We start from the raw sequence: 18435 nt of genomic DNA on the forward strand, positions 1-18435 counted from the left end.
CATCACCGCCCCGTTCGGCCAGTGCCGACGTGCCGGCGGATACAGCCTGTCCATCGGGACGCCGTCGGCCGACAGCGGTCCCGCGTCAGCACGCCCAGCGCCGGCCGCTCTCCGCTGCCCGCGTCCGCGTCCGCGTCCGCGCCGATCATCACGGATCCGCTCGCTCCGCCGGTGCTCCTCACGCGTCGCCCGAGGCCACCGCGCCGGTGCCGCTGGCACCGACCGGAGGCGTCGCGGGCGATGTCGAGCCGGCTTCCACCAGTTCAGGTTCCACCGGGTTCGGGCTCCACCGGTTCGGGTTCCACCAGCGTGGCATTCAGCGTCCCCCCGGGGTACGGCCAGCCGGTCGTGCCGGTCCCGGACAGCCGCAGCGCATCGAACGCGTACTCCAGTAAGGCGTCAGAGCATCAGCAACAGCCGCGTGTTCGGTACGAGCTTGCGGTTCACGCTGGTGCTCTGCACGAAGATCGTGAAGTCGTCGTTGTGGTCCGGCTTGACGCGGACTTCCGTGTTCGGCAGGCCGAGCAGGGCCCGGGCCTCGGGCCCCGTGTACACCCGGTCCGTCTTCTTCTCCAGCACCGCGATCTGCTTCCTCGCCTGGACCTTCTCCGACTTGCTCAGCTGGTAGAACGCACCACCGGTGCGGTAGGTGTGCCCGCATTCGACGACCCAGTCCCGGATCGCCGCGTCACGGGCCACCGGGATCAGCTGGTACCCCGACGGATCCACCGGGGTGAGGCCGGCCGCCTTGATGGTGTCCTCGTTGACCGCCTCCGCGCCGGTGGAGAACACCGCCCGCGACCCCCGGATGCCCTGGGTACGGCCCACCATGAAGTTCTCGGTGGCCTGCCGGATGACCTGCCCGGCCTCCTCCAGACCCTGCGTGCTCGTGGCGTCCCAGATGGCGATGTTGTCCTTCGGGAAACCGCACTGCATGGCTTCGCGCTTGCCCATCTGGTCCGGCACAAGGACGGCCAGCGTCCAGTTGTCCTCCTGTGTCGCGATCATCTCGGCCACGGCCTTGACCAGTTCACGCGGATCCCTGACAGGGGCGTCCGGGCAGCGATGACTTGCGTTCTCCTGCCCGTCGGTCAGGACGAACGTCAGGAAGCTGTGGTCGCCGTACAGTTGAGCCGTCTGCGCCAGCTCCCGCTGTGACTTCAGTGCGGCCGCCAGCAGAGCAGTCATGCCACCGGCCCGATACAGCGTCTTCAGCGACGGCATCCGCAGCACGTCCTTGTCGTAGATGACGCACTCGACCTTGTCCGCGAAGACGTACACCGTGACGCGGGTCTCCTGGTCCAGTTCCCCCGACCGGCGGGCAAGGTACGCGATCTGCTGGTCGGCGACTTCGACGACCTTGCGGCTCAGGTGCGACATGGACGAACTGGCATCCAGCACGAGAGCAACGTGATTGATGTAGTTCTGGCTTCCGGACATGACAAGCTCCCCCTCTTTCCGAACTCTTTCCGGCTCGATGCTCCTACCGTCTCACCCACCACTGACAATCGATCTTGGCTCCCGGACCCGGACGAAGGGGTGCGCCGGCCTTCCGGTGTACTGGAGTTGGCAGGGGGTCGAAGACGGCTTCCGCCACGATGGGCAACCCCACCGGGATGCCGCCCTCGCCCGCCGCGCCGAGGACGCCCGACGCCGCCAAGCGGCGGAAGCAGCCGAACGCGAGCGCCAGGAGCGGCTGCCCCGCGGCGGGTCCGTCTCTCCATCGCCCTCAGGCCGCCGGGTGGTGCGGCGGGAGTTCGCCGCGGAGCAGCGCGGTGCCCAGCGGGGTGAGGGTGTGTACGACCTGGGAGCCGGTGCGCCGGCTGTGCGCGAGGCTGACCTCGCGCAGGGCGGTGATGTGTTCGCTCGCCGAGGGCGCGGAGATGTTGAGGCGTCGGGCGACTTCTCCGGTGGTCGCGGTGGTGTTCAGGGCGGCCAGCACGCGTGCGCGGGTCCGGCCGAGCAGGGTGGCCAGGGCTTCGGGGCGGCGGTCGCGGGTGACGGGCGGTGCCCAGACCGGGGGGTGGGTGACGGGGTAGGCCAGGACTTGGGGCAGGGAGGGGTCGGCCAGGGCGATGGGGGTCCTCCAGCAGAAGTGGGAGGGGATCAGCCGCAGGCCGCGTCCGCCGAGGTGGAGATCCCGGTCTTCCGGGTAGCGCACATGCAGCACGGGCGGCCGCCAGTCCATCAGCGGACGGAAGGAGTCCAGCAGTCCGTGCACACCGCGATCGCGCAGGACGCGTGTCCGCAGGGCCCGGTCGGCCTCCGTGGTCCTGGCCGCCCCGGTCCAGTCAGGTGTGATGATCGTGCGGTGCACCAGACGGAACGCCGTCGCGACCTCCTCCATCCGGTGCGGCTCGCCCCCGGCGAGACGGTGTGCCCAGCCCGGCAGGGGGTGGGTCTCGGACAGCCGGTCCATCTCCTGGCGTAGCCGCGGCTTGGGGGTGGCCCGCAGTGCTTTGAGCGCGGTCTCCAGGCCATCGGCCGAGGCGCCGGGGGTCAGGAAGTCGGGCCAGTAGCCCGCCGAGGCGGGGGCCAGGGTGGAGAGCATCCGCACCGGGCCCGCCAGGTGCCCCTCGGCCAGTCTGGCGCGGGCGTCGCGCCGCCAGGGGGCGAAGACCGGCAGTCCGCGCCGTGGCGCGGTCAGCTGGTGCAGACCCAGCAGGGTCTCCCAGACCGGGTCGGGCTCCCGGGCCAGATGGACGCGGGCCAGGTCCCCGTCGGTGAAGTGAATGCGCAGCACGTTGTCTCCCCCGTGTGTGGGTCGGTGTCGGGACACGCCGTCCGGCAGGTGTCCTGGATGACGCGGGCTGCCCGTCGCCGTGCGGAACGGATCGCGCGGACGGACAGCGGCGTCACCGCCCGCAGGGCGGGCGTGGCGACGGACAGCCTGTTGCGGACTCCCGGGAGCGGAGCTCCGGTCGGTGGGGTCCGGCAGCGGTCGGCCCGGAACGCGGCCTTCACTCCGGCGGGCGGTCGTCTCCGATTCGGGCCGCCCGGAGGCCTTCGCTCGTGTCCGGCACCCGGTTCACGCCGGAAAGCAGGCGTGTCTTCATCCCGTCGTCCCCCTCGATCAACAGCTGCGAACGCACTGCTCGTCCGGTGGTCAGCCCGGTCGGCGGAGCGGCCCTCCCAGGGTCGTACAGGGGCATCCCCTTTGTCAGGAGGCCAGTGGTGAGGAAATTGCGCATGCTCGGTGCGGCGGCCGTTGTAGCCGCGGGCGGCCGGAACCACCGGCTTTCGGCCCTGACCGAAAGGGGGCGCGGATTCGCCTCGCGGGTCGGCAGGCTTCGGTGCAGGACTGGACCGAAGCGAAAGGGCACACCTGATATGAGCATGGGACGCAGGAAGATGCTGGCCACCGCGACCACGGCGGTCGCCGCCGTGGCGGCGCTCCTGGGAACGGCTGCGCCTGCGAACGCCGCGATCCACCAGTGCGAGAGATCCGGCAGCTGGATTCCCTGCACCACGGTCACCGGCATTGACCCCGGCTCGTATCTGTTGGTGCGCCGGGGCCCCGGCTACGGCTACGACTCCATCGAGGCCGCCTACAGCAGGCTGTACAACGGCAACGAGGTCGGTCTGTCCTGCTGGAAGCTCGGCGACGGGGCCTACGACAACCCCAACTACCGCTACTGGATGTCCATCGAGCTTCCCAACAGCCGCTCGGGCTACGTCAACGACTGGTACCTGAACACGGGAAACCCCGACGTCTGGAAGCAGCAGATCCGCCAGTGCCCCTCCTGACGCACGGCAGGACACACCGGTACCGCGTCTGCGACGACCGGGCGAACCGCGTCACGACCACCGGCGTCAACACGGCCCATGCGTACGGCGAGTGGGGGCGCCAGATCCGCGGCTGAGCCTCGACGGAACCACGACGGAACCACGACCCACGAACCAGGAACACACACATCCTGATAGGGAAAGGAACGTTCACATGAGGCTTCGATGGCTTGTCGCCACTGCCGGCCTGGCCGCGGCGATCGGCACGACCGTCGCGTCGCCGTCCGCGTCCGCCGCCGCCGGCTGTTGGCCGCACGCCGACGGCAACAGGTACTGGTGTGAGAACGTCTCCGGAGCCCCGGTGTACGGATCGATAGGGAACAGCCGCCTGTATCCCAACCCCGACCACGTCGTCGGCGCCATGTACTCCAATCCGAGTTGGTTCTACTGCAAGGTGGACGGACAGGCTTACGTGGGCGGGCCGCACCCGACGCGCTGGCTCAGGACCGTCGCCGACAACGGCCAGTACGGCTGGATGAAGGACACCGCCATCTACAGCGAGACGGACCCAGTGCGCGGCTGCTACCCCTCGTGACATCAGGGGCTGCCGCACCGAAGGACCACCCCGAACCGGTGCGGCAGCCGGCCACGGCCGACTCAGTGGACCGCGCGCTGCCGGGAGCCGGATCAGGATGACGCCGACCAGGATGTGCGGCGAGCTGGTGCCGGACGGATTTCCGTGTCAGCCCCGGCCGAGGACGCAGAACTCGTTGCCCGCGGGGTCGGCCAGGACGACCCAGGAGACGTCGCCCTGACCCACGTCGGCCCGTACCGCGCCGAGGCCTTCGAGCCGGGCGACCTCGCTCGCCTGATCCTTGACGGGGTCGGACATCACGTCGAGATGGACGCGGTTCCATACGACCTCGTCGTCGGGCGTACGGCGGAACTCCAGGTACGGCCCGACGCCCTTGACGGAGCGCAGCAGGGCGCGGTCGTCGGTCAGCTCGTGGACGGTCCAGTCGATTGCCTCGCCCCAGAACCGGACCATGGCCCGTGGGTCGGCGCAGTCGACGACCACGGCGGCTATCGGCCCGGTGTCCCGGTAGAGCTCCCGGGGCTCCAGGACGCTGAACACGTTGCCTTCCGGGTCGGCCATCACCGTCCACGGCGCGTCGCCCTGGCCCACATCGGCGGGCGTCGCCCCGAGCTCCTTCAGACGTGCGACCAACTCGGCCTGATGGGCGTCGGAGGTGGTGGCGAGCTCGATGCGCACGCGGTACTTCACCGTCTCCGGGTCCGGGACGCGGACGAGATCGATGCAGACGGCGGACGGGTCCGGCCAGTCGAAGCCCACGGGTTCCAGGTTGGTGACGCCGGGCCCTTCGCTGGAAACATCCCAGCCGAGCGCCTCCGCCCAGAACCGGCCGAGCGCCGAGTCGTCCCGGGCCTTGAAGTTCACCTGAACAAGTTGCAGCGTCATTCCGCGTACCTTACGGACCATTCCCAGCGCCGGAGCCGGGCTGCCGCCCCCCTGAGCACAGCAGAACACTTCCGCCCCGGCCGAGGCGTTCTCGCAGGGTGAGTGACGGCCCAAGGAGGCCACCGGCCGAGGGAGCCCCTGTATGACGCGATACCTGATCCGGACTGGAAAGGCAGCAGGCGAGCGTCGTGGCCACCGACGGCCCTCTGATCGAGGACGACCGCCGCGGCTGGGGCCTGGCGCTGAACGCCGGCATCCTGGGCGCGCGCTCCCGGACACCGCGTGGGCATCGCCGCTCCTGATCACCTGATCACCTGATCACCTGATCGCCGTCCAGGCCTGGCGATTGCGTGGGTTTTTTCGGTTATGGGTACTCGGGAGGCCGAGCGGCGGTGAAAGTGCCGTCCACTCCACGGAGGGATGGTTCCCATGTACTCGGCATGTCGGCGACGTCATGACGAGCGCCCCGGTGGCCGTCGAGCCGCGGACCTCGGTGGCGGTTGTCGTCGACGAGGGGCAGCACGCGGTGGGCATCGTCTCCCTCGGCGACCTGGCCATCGAGCGTGACCCCGAGTCGGCTCTCGGCGACATCGGCTCCACGAGGCCCAACAAGTGACGCGGCTCGCCCACGGGATCCCCCGAGCGGATCGGGCCATCCCACCGAATGCCATCCCACGGAATGCCATCCCACTGAATTCCGGCACCAGCAGCTGAGCCCCGAAGGGAGCGTGCGCCATGACGACTCCTGATCCCGACCCCCGGCCCACCCCGGGAGCTCCCGACCGCCCACCGCGACGAACCCCGGGAGTCGAAGCACATGGCGGTGTGCCCCCCGGTGAGACCCCGCCCGCCGAAGGAGGGACGTACGGAATCTCCCATCCGGAGCCGCCCGAACTGCGCAAGGGATGGGGGCCGATGCCCCTCGTCCTGATCATGGCGGTGGTGGCGTTGATAGCGATCGGACTCATCGGCATGGCGGTGTCCCTGATGCTGTGACGCATCCTCCACACCCCGGAAGCCTCTGCGGGGCGTCGTCGGAACGATGGCTGCCGGACGGGACATGGATCGAGGCGACGGTACGGTCCTCGGCCATCCCGCCACCGACACCGACACCCAGGGCCTCGGCCATGCCGCCACCGCCCCTGCTCTCCCCTGCTCAGGGCGTGGGCGGCTTCCCTCGGCGTTGGTCACCGCTGTGTCGGCGGAGTCGGTCGGCGTGGCGGGCGACGTCGTCCACGCGCGCCGCGAGGTCGGGGTGCCCGGACGCCAGATGCGTGTGCGTGTCCGTCAGGGGTCCGACGAGGGCGGCGGCGTCGTCGTCGGCGAGGGCGGCGGTGAGTTCGACGAGCGGGGTGCGGGCGGCTGCGGGAAGGTCGGCGAGCGCGGTGATCTGGCCCGCGAGCTGGCGCAGGTCCGCGGCGTTGGCGCGAGCCCAGGTGGTGACGGTGCGGTCGGCGGCGCGGCGGTCGCGGGTGGCCTGCACCCGCTCTTCGCCCGTGGAACCCGGGCTTCCGGGACGTACGCGCAGGTAGCGGCGTTCGGCGGCCTGTCGGCTGGACACGCCGAGGGGGTGGGCGAGGTCGGCCCAGCTGGCGCCCGCGTGCCGGGCTTCTTCGATCAGGCCCGGTTCCCATTCGGCGAGCTGATCGCGCACTTCGCGGAGCAGCAGGAGCGCGGCGAGTGCCTGCTGCGAGCCGGCCGGTTCGGGTTCGGGCCGCTGTCCGTCGTCCGAGGTCCGAGCGGTGCGCAGGGCCTCGTGGATCGTGTTCAGCGCCGCGGCAGCGAGAAAGGACGTGGGGGTGAGACCCCGCGGGCTGGGGTTGGGGCTGGGCTGATCGGCGGTGGTCATGGAGCCTCCGACACTGTCATCGCCTTGATGACTTTCCACTTGTCATCGTTTCGATGACATGTTACAACGAAGACAGGTGAACCGCATTGGCAGGAACGTGCCTGACCCGAACAACTGGAGGTGTTTCACGATGTTGATGCGCACCGATCCGTTCCGTGAGCTCGATCGCCTGACCCAGCAGCTGCTGAACACGACCGGCACCTGGTCGCGGCCGTCGGCGATGCCGATGGACGCCTACCGCGAGGGCGAGGAGTACGTGATCGCCCTCGACCTGCCCGGCGTCTCCACGGACGCGATCGACATCGACGTCGAGCGGAACATGCTGACCGTCAAGGCCGAGCGACGGCCCGTCACCAAGGCGGACGACGTGCAGATGGAGCTCTCCGAGCGGCCCCTGGGCGTCTTCTCCCGCCAGCTCGTGCTGGCCGACACCCTCGACACCGAGCGCATCAAGGCGGACTACGAGGCGGGGGTGCTGACCCTGCGGATCCCGATCGCCGAGCGCGCCAAGCCCCGCAAGGTCGCCATCGGCGGCGGTGCCGCGCACAGGGAGATCAGCGGCTGAGTACTCAGCCGTGCCGGAGACGGAGGACGGCCCGCCCGCGGCCGTCCCCGTCCTCCGCCCGTCGCCCCACACACGAGGGAGCCACGATGGCCATGCGATGGGCCGCGTTCCTGGACCGGGTCAAGGAACGCGGAGAGTACGAGAGCACCGAGGAAGCCGAGCGGGCGGCCCGCACGGTGTTGGCCCTGCTGGGCGCGCACCTGCTCGGGGAGGCACGGGCGGAGCTGGCGGCCCGGCTGCCGGAGGAGTTGGCGCTGGTCCTGCTCAATCCGCTCCGGGCGTATGAGCCGCTCTCCCCCGAGCGGTTCGTGCGGGCCACCGCGGCATGGATCGAGGGAGCCACCGAACAGACCGCGGCCTGGGACGTGGGGGCAGTGCTCAGCGCCGCCGCGGACGCCGCGGGCGAAGAGCTCACCCGGCGCATCCTGTTCCAGCTCCCGGCCGGCTACGACCTGCTGTTCGGTCACCCCGAGCGCCTATAGCCCGGGCAGGCAGCGACCTCTTTCCCCGGGGCCTCCCCCGGCCTCCTCCGACTTCTTCCGACTTCTTCCGACTTCTTCCGACTTCTTCCGACCGAGCGAAACCGGTGGCCGGCGGGCCCCGGTTCCGCGCCCCACCTCAGACGAGAAAGGCAACCGCGTCACGATGTTTTCCCTGCAAGAGCCGTGCCGGCAGACCGTGGGCATGACGTTCGAGCAGATGCTGGAAAGAGTGCGCTACGAAGGCGCGTACCCCACCCGCGCACGGGCCGAGGAAGCCGTACGCACCGTGCTGGCCGCCTTCGGACGCCAGCTCACGGGCGACGAGCGCGTGGACCTGGCGGCCAGACTGCCCTACGAGGCCGCCGCCGTCCTCACCTCCGAGATCCCCACCACCGAACCCCTCACCGGCTGGGGCTTCGTCAAGGACCTGGCATCCCGCACCGGCGCCACGGCGGCCACCACCCGCTGGGACACCGGTACCGTCCTGCGCATCGTGGCGCAGCTCGCCGGCGAGGACCTCCTCGACCGCGTCCTCGCCCAACTCCCCTCCGGCCACGCCTTGCTGTTCGGCCGAGCCGAACTCACCCAGGCGGCCTGACACGCGGGGAGACCCGTGAGGTGTCCGGCCGAGGTCATGGCAGGTCGCGTGCGGTGGCGCCGGCTCCGGGGGCGTCGGTCAGGGCGATGCGGGCGGTGATGCGTTTGCCGACCGTCTGACGCTGGACGGCGAGGCTCTGGGTGACGCCCTCGACGATCTCCAGGCCGTGCTGGCCTATGCGGTCGGGGTCGGTGGCCCGGGCCGTCGGCACGGTGGGGTCGCTGTCCCACACGGCGACCACCACCGTGGTGCCGGAGATGCGCAGCTCCATGAGGACGGGCCCGGAGGCGTACTTGCGGGCGTTGGTGACCAGCTCGCTGACGACCAGCTGGGTCAGGTCGATCGCGCGCGGGGCGACGCTCAGGCCGTGCTCGTCCTTCAGACGGGTGAGGAAGTCCGCGGCGTGGTGGCGGGCCCGGGCGATGCATCCGCCGTCTCCGGTCAAGGCGTAGCCGACCTGCATCGGATGGGCACCGGGGCCCCTACAGCCCCCGTCGTCGGATCGTGGCTCCACCGGCATCGCCTCCTGCTCCCCCGTCGCGCGTGCGGGTGCGGGTGCCCGCCACGCGCCCATACATGCCACAGGCATCTTGTCCGGGCGTCGAGCAGGCCCTGACTCCCTCACCACCGCGCTCTCTTCGTCACCACCGCCCGGTCCCCCCGGTCACCGTCGCGCGACGAAGTGACGCAGGTGCAGCATCTCCACACGGCCGACCCCATCCACCGGCAGCGAGCCACCGGCCACCGGTCGGCCGGGAGCACTGTCCGGCCGGGCAACCCGGGCCGCTCCCGGAGCTTCACTCTTTCGGTCCCCACCGCCGGCCCGGTACGGGGGCTGGTCACCGGCCCGGACGACCGCCGAGGTCTGGTGCTCACGGAAGGCCACGCGACATCGGCAGGGACGGGCCGGGAGGAGCTCGGCAGCGATGCTGCGGAACTGCCGGGTGCCGCGAACGGTTCACGCCTATCGTGGAACGACACACCGACGCTCGGCGCCAAGGCAGGCTGGACATGAGGGAACCGCATATCGACTATGCGGAGGTCTTCCGGGCCCTGCCCGGCATGGTGGCGCTGCTCACGCCCGATCTGGTGTACGCCGATGCCAACGAGGACTTCCTGCGGCTGGCGGGGCGCAGCCGCGAGCAGCTGCTGGGCCGCTACATCTTCGACGTCTTCCCGGAGAACCCGAACGAACCGGCCGCGGCTGGCATGCGGGAGACGGAGGCGTCGATGCTGCGCGCGGTGGCCACCGGTGAGCGCGACACGATGGCGCTGATCCGCTACGACATCGAGGACCCGCAGCGGCCCGGCCACTGGCAGGAGCACTACTGGAGCCCGGTCAACGCCCCCGTCCTCGGCCCCGACGGGAAGGTGGCTCTGATCGTCCACCGGGTGGAGGAGGTCACCGAACTCATCCGCGCCCGGGGCGGCCCGGGCGGCGACAGCCGGGCCCGGGTGCTGGAGGCCGAGCTGTACACCCGTGCCCGGGAGTTGCAGGAGGTCAACGAGCGACTGCGGACGGCTCACGCCCACGAGCGCGAGGTGGCCCTGGCCCTGCAGGCGGCGATGCTGCCCCCGCCCGGTCCGATCGGGGCGCACGACGCGGCCGTGCGCTACCGGCCGGCCATCGGCGCGCTGAACGTGTGCGGCGACTGGTACGACCTGGTCGGCCTGCCCGGCCAGGGCCTCGCGGTGGCCGTCGGCGACGTCGTCGGCCACGGCCTGGCGGCCGCCTGCGCGATGGGGCAGCTGCGCAGCGCCCTGAGCGGGGCGACCCGTGTGGCCGACGGTCCGGCCGAGGCGCTGGAGGCTCTCGACCTCTACGCCCGCTCCGTCGACGGCGCCGAGTCGACCACCGTCGTGACGACCTTCATCGACTGGGACAGGCACACCATCACCTACAGCTGCGCGGGCCACCCGCCGCCCGCCCTGGTGCACCCCGACGGCACCGTCACCTTCCTCGACGGCGCCACCGATCCTCCGCTCGCCGCCCGGCCCACGCATGTCGCCCGGCCCCAGGCCCGTATGCCCTTCGTCGACGACTCCACCCTGGTGCTGTACACGGACGGGTTGATCGAGCGCCGTACCGAGGGCATCGACACGGGTCTGCGGCGCCTCGCCGACTCCCTGGCCCACCATCGCAAGCACGACCCCGAGACCCTGGCCGACGCCCTCCTCGCGGATCTCCTTCCGCCCGCCGGCACCACCGACGACACCGCGCTGATCGTTCTGCGTCTGTGACCGTCGCGCGGTGCCCTGAGCCGACGAGGACGGTCCGACGAGGCTCGGCGGCGCACTCACCTGCCCCAGATCTTCCGGTACCCCTCCCGGTAGCCCGACGGGTTCCAGCTCGTGGCGCCGTCGCTGTTGTCGGCCGTACTGATGTGGACGGGCGCCACGTAGCCGCTGGCGGGGCGGTCGGAGAAGGCGCGGTTGAACTCGTCGACGATCTGCCAGCCCTGCAGCAGGAGCGGTTCGGGGACGGTGGCCGCCTGGTACTGGTCGCTGTTGACGCGCTGGAAGGCGGAGGGGTCGCCGTCCCCGGCGCCGATGTTGAAGGGCGGGCCGGAGCCGTCCTTGCCGGCCGCGCGGAAGGCGGGGGCGGCGTCGGCGAAGTACAGGTCGTTGATGGCGACGGAGTGCGTCCAGTCGCTCTGGAAGCGGGAGAGCAGCGAGGAGACCTCGCGGGGTGTGCGGCTGCTCGCGTCGGAGATCGGGATGTTCTCGTACGCCAGGAGTTTCACCCCCTCGCAGGTGGCGAGTTCCTCCCTGATCAGGTCGGACTTGTTCTTGGCGAAGGGGATCGAGGCGTCGGTGAAGATCACGACTCCGGCGTCGCCGTCGGAGGTCGAGATGACCCATCGCGCGCTGATCCGGGCCACGTCCTCGACCTGGGTGGTGACGTTGGTGAACAGGGCGGGGCGTCGGCTGGGGCCCGGTGCGGCGACCGCGTGCCAGCCGATGAGGGGGATGCCCGCCTGCTCGGCCCGCACGACCTGCTGCGAGGTCGCCCCGGGGTCGAAGCCGCCGATGACGATGCCCGAGGGGCGGAGCGTCACGGCCTCGTTCATCGCGGCCTGGATACCGGCGGGGGTGCCTCCGCCGTCGATCACCCGGAGGTTCCAGCCGATGACCCGCGCGGCTTCACGGACTCCGTCGGCGGCGCCCGCGACTCCGGGGTTGGTCATGGTCTGGGCGACATAGACGATGGTTCTGCCGGTGACGGCCTCGGGTCCGCTGGTCGGGCCGTTCCAGGGGACGTCGGTCCGCTCCGCCCGGCCGACGGCGGAGCGGGCCTCGGCCTGGACCGCGGGGCAGCCGCTCGTGCCCGAGGCGGCGTCTTCCGGGTCGCTCGACGATCCTCGTTCGCAGCCGGTGAGCAGGGCGGCGACAGCGGCCGGCAGGACGGTCGCCGCGTACCGGGCCTTGAGTGTGCCGGAGCGGGCCTTGCGGTGGTGGTGCACGAAAGACTCCTCGCGGAGGGACGAGCGGGAGAACACGGCCGGGGGACATGACCGAGGGACCTGACCGGGGGACGCGGCCGCTCACGGACCGCGGTCCGTCGGGCCACCGCCCGGCGGCGGTGAGGACGGGCGCTCCGGGGTCGCGGTGGGCGCGTCGCGGGCCGCGAAGACGCCGGTGCGGGTCCGGCGGCGGGCGGCGTATCCGGCCAGCCCGACGGCGAGGAGCAGGGTGGCGCCGTGGAAGAGGGGCACCGTCCAGAAGTCGGCACCCATCTGGGCGATGCCGGTGAGGCCGACGGCGAGGACGGCGACGGCGACGAGGGTGCCCAGGGGGTTGGGGCGGCCGGGTTTGATCGCGGTGGAGCCGAGGAGGGCCCCGACGAAGGCGGGCAGCAGATAGTCGAGGCCCACGCTCGGATTGCCGATCTGCTGCTGGGCCGCGAGCAGCACCCCGGCACAGCCGACGATCAGGCCCGACGCGGCGAAGGCGCAGACGGTGTACTTGCGGACGGGGATGCCGACGAGGTCGGCGGCGCGCGGGTTGGATCCGACGACGTACAGATACCGGCCGATCGGCAGCCGCTCCAGCACCAGCCAGAGGACGGCCGCGAGCGCCAGCACGTAGAAGGCGGGGACCGGGAGGCCGAGGAACGTGGAGGTGTACAGGTCGGTGAAGGCGGGCGGGAGTCCCTGCGGGCCGGGGACGATCCGGCCGCCGTCGGTGATCCAGCCGGTCACGGCGAACATCATGCTGCCGGTGCCGAGCGTGGCGATGAAGGAGTCGATCCGGCCGAACTCGACGATGACCCCGTTGAGGACGCCCACGACCGTCCCTCCGACGATCACGGCGAGACAGGCCGTCGGCCAGGGCCAGTCGGCGTCGACGACGAGGTACAGCACCATGACGTGCGCCAGGCCCAGGCCGTAGCCGATGGAGAGATCGAAGGCACCGGTCACGATCGGGACCATGGCGGCGAGCGCGAGGACGGCCGGGATCGACTGGCTGGAGAGGATCGAGTCGACGGTGTCCAGGGTGGGGAAGGTGCGTGGCAGGGCCAGGGAGAAGACCAGGACGAGCAGGGCGGTGAGGACGAGGAGGCCGTAGGCGCCGATGAGGTGCCCGCCGCGGCCGCCACGGGAGCCGAGCCGGCTCGGCGGGCGCGGTCGACGCGGGCGCGGTGGGGACGGCGAGGGCGGGGCCGTCACGGGTTCGTCGCGGTTCCGGCGGGGGGCAGGGCCGAGGCCGCCCGGGTCAGTCCCGCGACCGTGAGGGCCGGACCGCTCAGCTCGGCCGTCACGACTCCCCGGACGAAGACCAGGGCACGCCCGCACACCCCCGCGACCTCCTCGAAGTCGGTGGAGAGGAGGAGGACCGCGAGGCCTGCGGCCAACGCCTCGTCGAGCAGGCGGTGGATGGCGGCCTTGGCGCCGACGTCCACGCTCGCCGTCGGCTCCTCCAGGATCAGCACGCGCAGCCCGGTCCGGAGCCAGCGGCCGATCATGACCTTCTGCTGGTTCCCGCCGGACAGGGTGGCGATGGCCGCCTCGCTGTCACGGGGCCGCACCGAGAACCGTTCGATCAGGGCGGCGGCCTCGGCGCGTTCACGGCGGGGGCCGATCCAGCGCGGCGTCGGCCCGTCTCCGGCGTGGGGGTTGGCCAGGAGGTTCTCCCGCACGGTCAGTTCGGCGAGGCACCCCTCGCGCTGTCGGTCGCCGGGCACGAAGGCGACACCGCGCGCGACGGCGTCGGCGACGGTACGGGGCCGATACGGGCCGCCGTCGAGCAGGACCCGTCCGCCGAGGAGGGGGCGGGCCCCCGCGAGGGCCCGGCCGAGGTCCAGGTGGCCGGCGCCCGAGAGACCGACCATGCCGAGGGCCTCTCCGGCGCGCAGCTCCAGGTCGACCGGTCCCGCGCCGGAGGTCCGTACGCCGTCCAGGGACAGGACCGCCGGGCCGCCGGCCGGTGCCGTGCCGGGTCGGTGGCCGGCCGGTTCCTCTCCGGTGATGTCGCGCACCAGGCGCAGGGGGCTGTGGCCCGCCGTCGAACCGTGACTGACGAGACGGCCGTCGCGCAGCACGGCGAAGGTGTCGGCGACCTCGTACACCTCGTCGAGGCGGTGGCTGACGTAGAGGATGCCGTGGCCCCGGTCGCGCAGGGTGTGCAGGACGCGGAAGAGGCGGGCGCAGTCCGCGGCGGGCAGGCGGGCGGTCGGTTCGTCGAGGACGATGAGCTTCGCCCGGGTGGCCAGGGCGCGGGCGATGGCGACCAGGGACCGCTCGGCGGGGGCGAGGTGGGCGATCGGCGCGTCGGGGTCGAGCCGGCCGCCGACGAGCGCCAGGGCCTCGGTGCAGCGGTCCCGGGTGCGCCGCCAGGAGATCAGTCCGGCGCGGCGCGCGTACCCGGTGCTCAGCGCGATGTTCTCGGCGACCGTCATCCATTCCACGAGGCCGAGATCCTGGTGGATGAAGGACATCCGGCGGGAGGCGGCGTGGGTTCCCAGCGGATGCCCGTCCACGGTGACCCGGCCCGAGTCGGCGTGGTGGACGCCGGCGAGGATCTTGATGAGGGTGGACTTTCCGGCTCCGTTGGGGCCGAGGAGCGCGAGAACGCTGCCCGCGTGGACGTCGAGGTCGACCCCGGCCAGTGCGAGGGTGCCACCGAATCGTTTGGTGAGGCCGCGGACACGGACCAGCGGTTCCGGCCCGCTGGGCGGGGCCGGCTGCGCAGAGATGTCGTGAGCGTCGTGCACGGACAGCTCCGGGGGTCGGCCTGGCGGGTTCTTCCCGACTTCGACTTGCGCCAGCGATACTAGCCACCCTTATCAGGTCATTTGCGGCATTTGACCATTCTCTCTGACCCCAACGGGCCAGTGGGCCGCCCCGGCGCCGACCGCGTCACCCGCCGTCCAGCCCGCATTCGGCCCAGATGACCTTGCCCTCCGGGGTGTAGCGCGTGCCCCAGCTCCGGGACAGCTGGGCGACGAGGAACAGACCCCGTCCGCCCTCGTCGGTGGTGGCCGCCCGGCGCAGGTGCGGGGCGGTGCTGCTGGTGTCGGAGACCTCGCAGATCAGGGAGCGGTCGCGGAGCAGCCGTACCCGGATGGGCCCGGTGCCGTGGCGGACGGCGTTGGTGACCAGCTCGCTGAGCACCAGCTCGGCGGCGAACACGGCCTCGTCGAGACCCCAGTCGGCCAGTCGCCGGAGGGCGGCGGCGCGGACCTCGCTGACGCGGGCCGGGTCGGCGGGCAGCTCCCAGGTGGCGATCCGCCGCGGGTCGAAGGCGTGGGTGCGGGCGACGAGCAGGGCGATGTCGTCGCCCGGGTGAGGGGACGCCACGGTGTCCAGGACCACCTGACAGGTCTCCTCCGGGGTGTGCTCGGGGTGGGCCAGGGCCGCGCGCAACTGGTCGAGGACGACGTCGACGTCGCGGTCGCGGTCCTCGATGAGTCCGTCGGTGTAGAGGACCAGCCGACTGCCCTCGGGCAGGTGGATGTCGACGGCTTCGAAGGGCAGTCCCCCGAGGCCGAGGGGAGGCCCGGCAGGCAGTTCGGGGAACGACACGGTGCCGTCGGGCTGGACCAGGGCGGGCGGCGGGTGGCCGGCGCGGGCCAGGGTGCACTGCTGCGTGGTCGGGTCGTAGACGGCGTACAGACAGGTCGCGCCGATGATGCCGCCGCCGTCGGAGACGGGGTCCTCCCGGTCCAGTCGGCCCACGAGGTTGTCGAGGTGGGTGAGGACCTCGTCCGGGGGGAAGTCGAGTTCGGCGAAGCTGCGGGCGGCCGTGCGCACCCGGCCCATGGTCGCGGCGGAGAGCATGCCGTGGCCGACGACGTCGCCGACGAAGAGGCCGACACGGGTGCCGGAGAGCGGGATGACGTCGTACCAGTCGCCGCCGACGTCGGATTCCGCGGGCAGATAGCGATGGGCGACCTCGACGGCGTCCTGGTCGGGGAGCCCCTGCGGGAGGAGGCTGCGCTGCAGGGCCAGGACCATGGTGCGTTCGCGGGTGTAGCGCCGGGCGTTGTCGATGGACAGGGCGGCGCGGGTGGCGAGTTCCTGGGCCAGCGAGCGGTCGTCGTCGCCGAAGGGCGCCGGGTCCTGCGCGCGGTAGAAGGCGGCGACGCCCAGGACGACGCCGCGGGCGACCAGGGGGACCGCGATGAGGGAGTGGACGTGGCTCAGCAGCCGGTCGGTGTGCTCGGGGTCCTGCGCGAGCCAGCCCGCGGCCGTCTTCAGGTCCGGTTCCAGCACCGCCTCCCCGCTGGTCAGACAGCGCAGCTGCGGGACGGTCGGGCCGTAGTCGACCTGCTTGCCGACCGGGCTGAAGGGGAGGTCGTCGCGGATGCCGTGGACCACCGTGCGCCGCAGGTCGCTGCGGGCGTCCGCGGCCTCCTCTCCGCGCAGCACGGGCTCGGCGAGGTCGATGGTGACGAAGTCGGCGAGGCGTGGGACGACCGTCTCGGCGAGTTCCCGGGCGGTGCGGCGCACGTCCAGGGTGGTTCCGATACGGGCGCTGGCCTCGGACAGCAGCTCCAGCCGACGGCGCGCGGCCAGGGCGTAGCCACCGACGTGGGGCTCCCCCACCATCAGGAGACCTCTCTCGGGGGCCGGGGTACCGGGACGGCCGCCGGGGAGACCGTCGGCGGTGGGCGGGACGCCATGAGCGGAGGATGAGGAGCCATCGGCAGCCGGCGGCACGCCATGAGCGCGGGACGGAGAGCCATCGGCAGCCGGCGGCACGCCATGAGCGCGGGACGGAGAGCCATCGGCAGCCGGCGGCACGCCATGAGCGCGGGACGGAGAGCCATCGGCAGCCGGCGGCACGCCATGAGCGGGGGACGGAGAGCCATCGGCAGCCGGCGGGACGCCTTCGGCAGGGGGCAGAAGGCCTTCGGCGGTGCGACCGTCGGCCATGACGACGTCGACACCCGCGGTGATCCTGCCGGGTGGTGCGGCGTCGCGCCGGTGACCGGGCACCGGGACTGCGGAGAGCGGGCGGGTCGCCGCGGTGAGAGGGGCGCCCCGCAAGAGCCGCGCGGTCGGGGTTCCGGCGGGCGGGCCGGGCCGGACGGACCCGGCGGGGAGGCTCAGCACCGGCTCGACCTGGTGGGGGGCGGCGAGGGTCCGCAGCCGTGCGGAGTCGGGAAGGACGGCCTCGACGGCGATACCTTCCACCCCGGAGGCGCTGGTCATCGGTCGGCTCACGAGTGTGACGCGCCTGCCGTCCGTCAGGGGCACCTCGACGGCGGCCCGCTGCGCGCGGGAGATCAGCTCGGCGGCCTTCTCCAGGAGGGTCGCCCGGTCGACGGGGTGCAGCCCGAGGACCAGTTCGTCGACGCCGACGCCGAGGTGCGGCCCCGCTCCCGCCTCGGCCCCGGCGTCCCGGTACGCCCGCAGCAGGGAACGCTCACGCGTGGAGCTCTGCGCCAGCAGCCGCCGCTCGATGGCCGCGGCCGCCCGGCGGATCACGCCGTCCAGCGCCGGGTTCTCGAAACCACGCGGATATCCGAAGCACAGGACGCCCTCGATACGGCCGCTGAGCAGGTCGCGCACGGGAAGCGCGCGGCAGGCGCTGGCCTGGGAGCGTTCGGCGAAGTGCTCGGCGCCGTAGACCCGGATGAGCCGCCGTTCCGCCAGGGCGAGACCGATGCCGTTGGTACCGGCGAACCGCTCGGCGAACACGAATCCGGGGACGGTCTGGATGTCCGGGAGCGCTCGGGCCAGCGACGCCTGGCCGAAGCGGCGCAGGAGGACCGTGCCGTTCGCGTCGGCGACGGAGATGTTCATCGCGCTGCCGGCGAACCTGGACTCCAGTCGGTCGAGCACCGGCGCGGCCGCGCGGGAGACCCGGCCGTCCGGGTCGAAGTCGTCCCGGAAGGGGAGGTCGGAGCTGTCCGGCGAGAGCCCCAGGGACCGGCACCGCTGCCAGGAGTTCAGGATCGACGCGCGGACGCCCCTCTCCACTGACTCACCCTGCAGAAACCGCTCACGCGACAGGGTGGGGCCCGTGCCGTCTGTCGCACGTCCCGTGAGTACCGGCTCGCCGTCGGACCGCACCACGCTGGCCTCACTCGCGCCTTGAACAATCCGCTTATCGGATATATCTGGCATTGACGAGGATACGGGCATCGGCAACACGAGTCACGGTTCGCGGCTGTCCTCACGTCCGGTGACCGGCCGGAGCGGACCTCGACCGGCCGGGGCCGAGTACGACCCGTCGGGGGCCGGTGCACGACCCATCGAGTCCAAGGCCCGACCGGTCGGGGGGCCG

At 72.0% G+C, this 18435-nt stretch carries 17 protein-coding genes; 8 read left to right on the forward strand and 9 right to left on the reverse strand.

The window, feature by feature from the left end; genetic code table 11:
- Positions 1-399: 399 nt before the first annotated feature.
- On the reverse strand, positions 400-1440 hold the full coding sequence (locus OG272_RS06505) for a vWA domain-containing protein (protein WP_326584443.1): 1041 nt from the start codon (positions 1438-1440) through the stop codon (positions 400-402).
- A gap of 289 nt (positions 1441-1729) precedes the next feature.
- Entirely contained in the window at positions 1730-2743 is a 1014-nt protein-coding gene (locus OG272_RS06510) for a winged helix-turn-helix domain-containing protein (protein ID WP_327730841.1), read from the reverse strand.
- A 593-nt stretch (positions 2744-3336) separates the two neighbouring features.
- Between OG272_RS06510 and OG272_RS06515 the strand changes: the two genes are divergently transcribed.
- Both OG272_RS06515 and OG272_RS06520 read left to right on the forward strand, forming a co-directional pair.
- Complete coding sequence (locus OG272_RS06515) at positions 3337-3747, forward strand: hypothetical protein (RefSeq protein ID WP_405892823.1); 411 nt, start codon at positions 3337-3339, stop codon at positions 3745-3747.
- A 193-nt stretch (positions 3748-3940) separates the two neighbouring features.
- Complete coding sequence (locus OG272_RS06520; protein ID WP_405892824.1) at positions 3941-4321, forward strand: hypothetical protein; 381 nt, start codon at positions 3941-3943, stop codon at positions 4319-4321.
- A 147-nt stretch (positions 4322-4468) separates the two neighbouring features.
- Here the strand turns inward: OG272_RS06520 and OG272_RS06525 are convergent, their stop codons facing one another.
- Positions 4469-5206 carry a VOC family protein gene (locus tag OG272_RS06525; RefSeq protein ID WP_405892825.1) on the reverse strand — a complete coding sequence of 246 codons (738 nt, stop codon included), beginning with the start codon at positions 5204-5206 and terminating at the stop codon, positions 4469-4471.
- Positions 5207-5660: 454 nt separating this feature from the next.
- Between OG272_RS06525 and OG272_RS06530 the strand changes: the two genes are divergently transcribed.
- A complete protein-coding gene (locus OG272_RS06530; protein WP_405896144.1) occupies positions 5661-5822 on the forward strand; it encodes a hypothetical protein in 162 nt (53 codons plus the stop codon).
- 119 nt (positions 5823-5941) lie between these two features.
- A complete protein-coding gene (locus OG272_RS06535) occupies positions 5942-6202 on the forward strand; it encodes a DUF6480 family protein (RefSeq protein ID WP_327730838.1) in 261 nt (86 codons plus the stop codon).
- A 160-nt stretch (positions 6203-6362) separates the two neighbouring features.
- On the opposite strand, the gene OG272_RS06540 is transcribed toward OG272_RS06535, so the two are convergent.
- Positions 6363-7055, reverse strand: a complete 693-nt coding sequence (locus OG272_RS06540; protein WP_405892827.1) for a type III effector protein — start codon at positions 7053-7055, stop codon at positions 6363-6365.
- Between the two features lie 130 nt (positions 7056-7185).
- Between OG272_RS06540 and OG272_RS06545 the strand changes: the two genes are divergently transcribed.
- The 3 genes from OG272_RS06545 to OG272_RS06555 all read left to right on the forward strand — a co-directional run bounded on the left by OG272_RS06545 (position 7186) and on the right by OG272_RS06555 (position 8700).
- Positions 7186-7620 carry an Hsp20/alpha crystallin family protein gene (locus OG272_RS06545; RefSeq protein WP_327730836.1) on the forward strand — a complete coding sequence of 145 codons (435 nt, stop codon included), beginning with the start codon at positions 7186-7188 and terminating at the stop codon, positions 7618-7620.
- 86 nt (positions 7621-7706) lie between these two features.
- The gene (locus tag OG272_RS06550; RefSeq protein WP_405892829.1) at positions 7707-8102 is read left to right on the forward strand and encodes a DUF2267 domain-containing protein; all 396 of its coding nucleotides are present in this window, start codon (positions 7707-7709) and stop codon (positions 8100-8102) included.
- 163 nt (positions 8103-8265) lie between these two features.
- Positions 8266-8700 carry a DUF2267 domain-containing protein gene (locus OG272_RS06555; protein ID WP_327730834.1) on the forward strand — a complete coding sequence of 145 codons (435 nt, stop codon included), beginning with the start codon at positions 8266-8268 and terminating at the stop codon, positions 8698-8700.
- A gap of 34 nt (positions 8701-8734) precedes the next feature.
- Here the strand turns inward: OG272_RS06555 and OG272_RS06560 are convergent, their stop codons facing one another.
- A complete protein-coding gene (locus tag OG272_RS06560; protein WP_327730833.1) occupies positions 8735-9163 on the reverse strand; it encodes an ATP-binding protein in 429 nt (142 codons plus the stop codon).
- 548 nt (positions 9164-9711) lie between these two features.
- Between OG272_RS06560 and OG272_RS06565 the strand changes: the two genes are divergently transcribed.
- Positions 9712-10941 carry a SpoIIE family protein phosphatase gene (locus OG272_RS06565; RefSeq protein WP_327730832.1) on the forward strand — a complete coding sequence of 410 codons (1230 nt, stop codon included), beginning with the start codon at positions 9712-9714 and terminating at the stop codon, positions 10939-10941.
- 56 nt (positions 10942-10997) lie between these two features.
- Here the strand turns inward: OG272_RS06565 and OG272_RS06570 are convergent, their stop codons facing one another.
- The 4 genes from OG272_RS06570 to OG272_RS06585 all read right to left on the reverse strand — a co-directional run bounded on the left by OG272_RS06570 (position 10998) and on the right by OG272_RS06585 (position 18224).
- Positions 10998-12164, reverse strand: a complete 1167-nt coding sequence (locus OG272_RS06570; protein WP_405892832.1) for a substrate-binding domain-containing protein — start codon at positions 12162-12164, stop codon at positions 10998-11000.
- Positions 12165-12245: 81 nt separating this feature from the next.
- Complete coding sequence (locus OG272_RS06575) at positions 12246-13370, reverse strand: ABC transporter permease (protein ID WP_327730831.1); 1125 nt, start codon at positions 13368-13370, stop codon at positions 12246-12248.
- Complete coding sequence (locus OG272_RS06580; protein WP_327730830.1) at positions 13367-14914, reverse strand: sugar ABC transporter ATP-binding protein; 1548 nt, start codon at positions 14912-14914, stop codon at positions 13367-13369. Before OG272_RS06580 ends, OG272_RS06575 begins: the two co-directional genes overlap by 4 nt.
- A 145-nt stretch (positions 14915-15059) precedes the next feature.
- Positions 15060-18224 carry a SpoIIE family protein phosphatase gene (locus OG272_RS06585; protein ID WP_405892835.1) on the reverse strand — a complete coding sequence of 1055 codons (3165 nt, stop codon included), beginning with the start codon at positions 18222-18224 and terminating at the stop codon, positions 15060-15062.
- Positions 18225-18435: the final 211 nt, after the last annotated feature.

Source organism: Streptomyces sp. NBC_00104 (genome assembly GCF_045160825.1).
Taxonomy (GTDB): Bacteria; Actinomycetota; Actinomycetes; order Streptomycetales; family Streptomycetaceae; genus Streptomyces.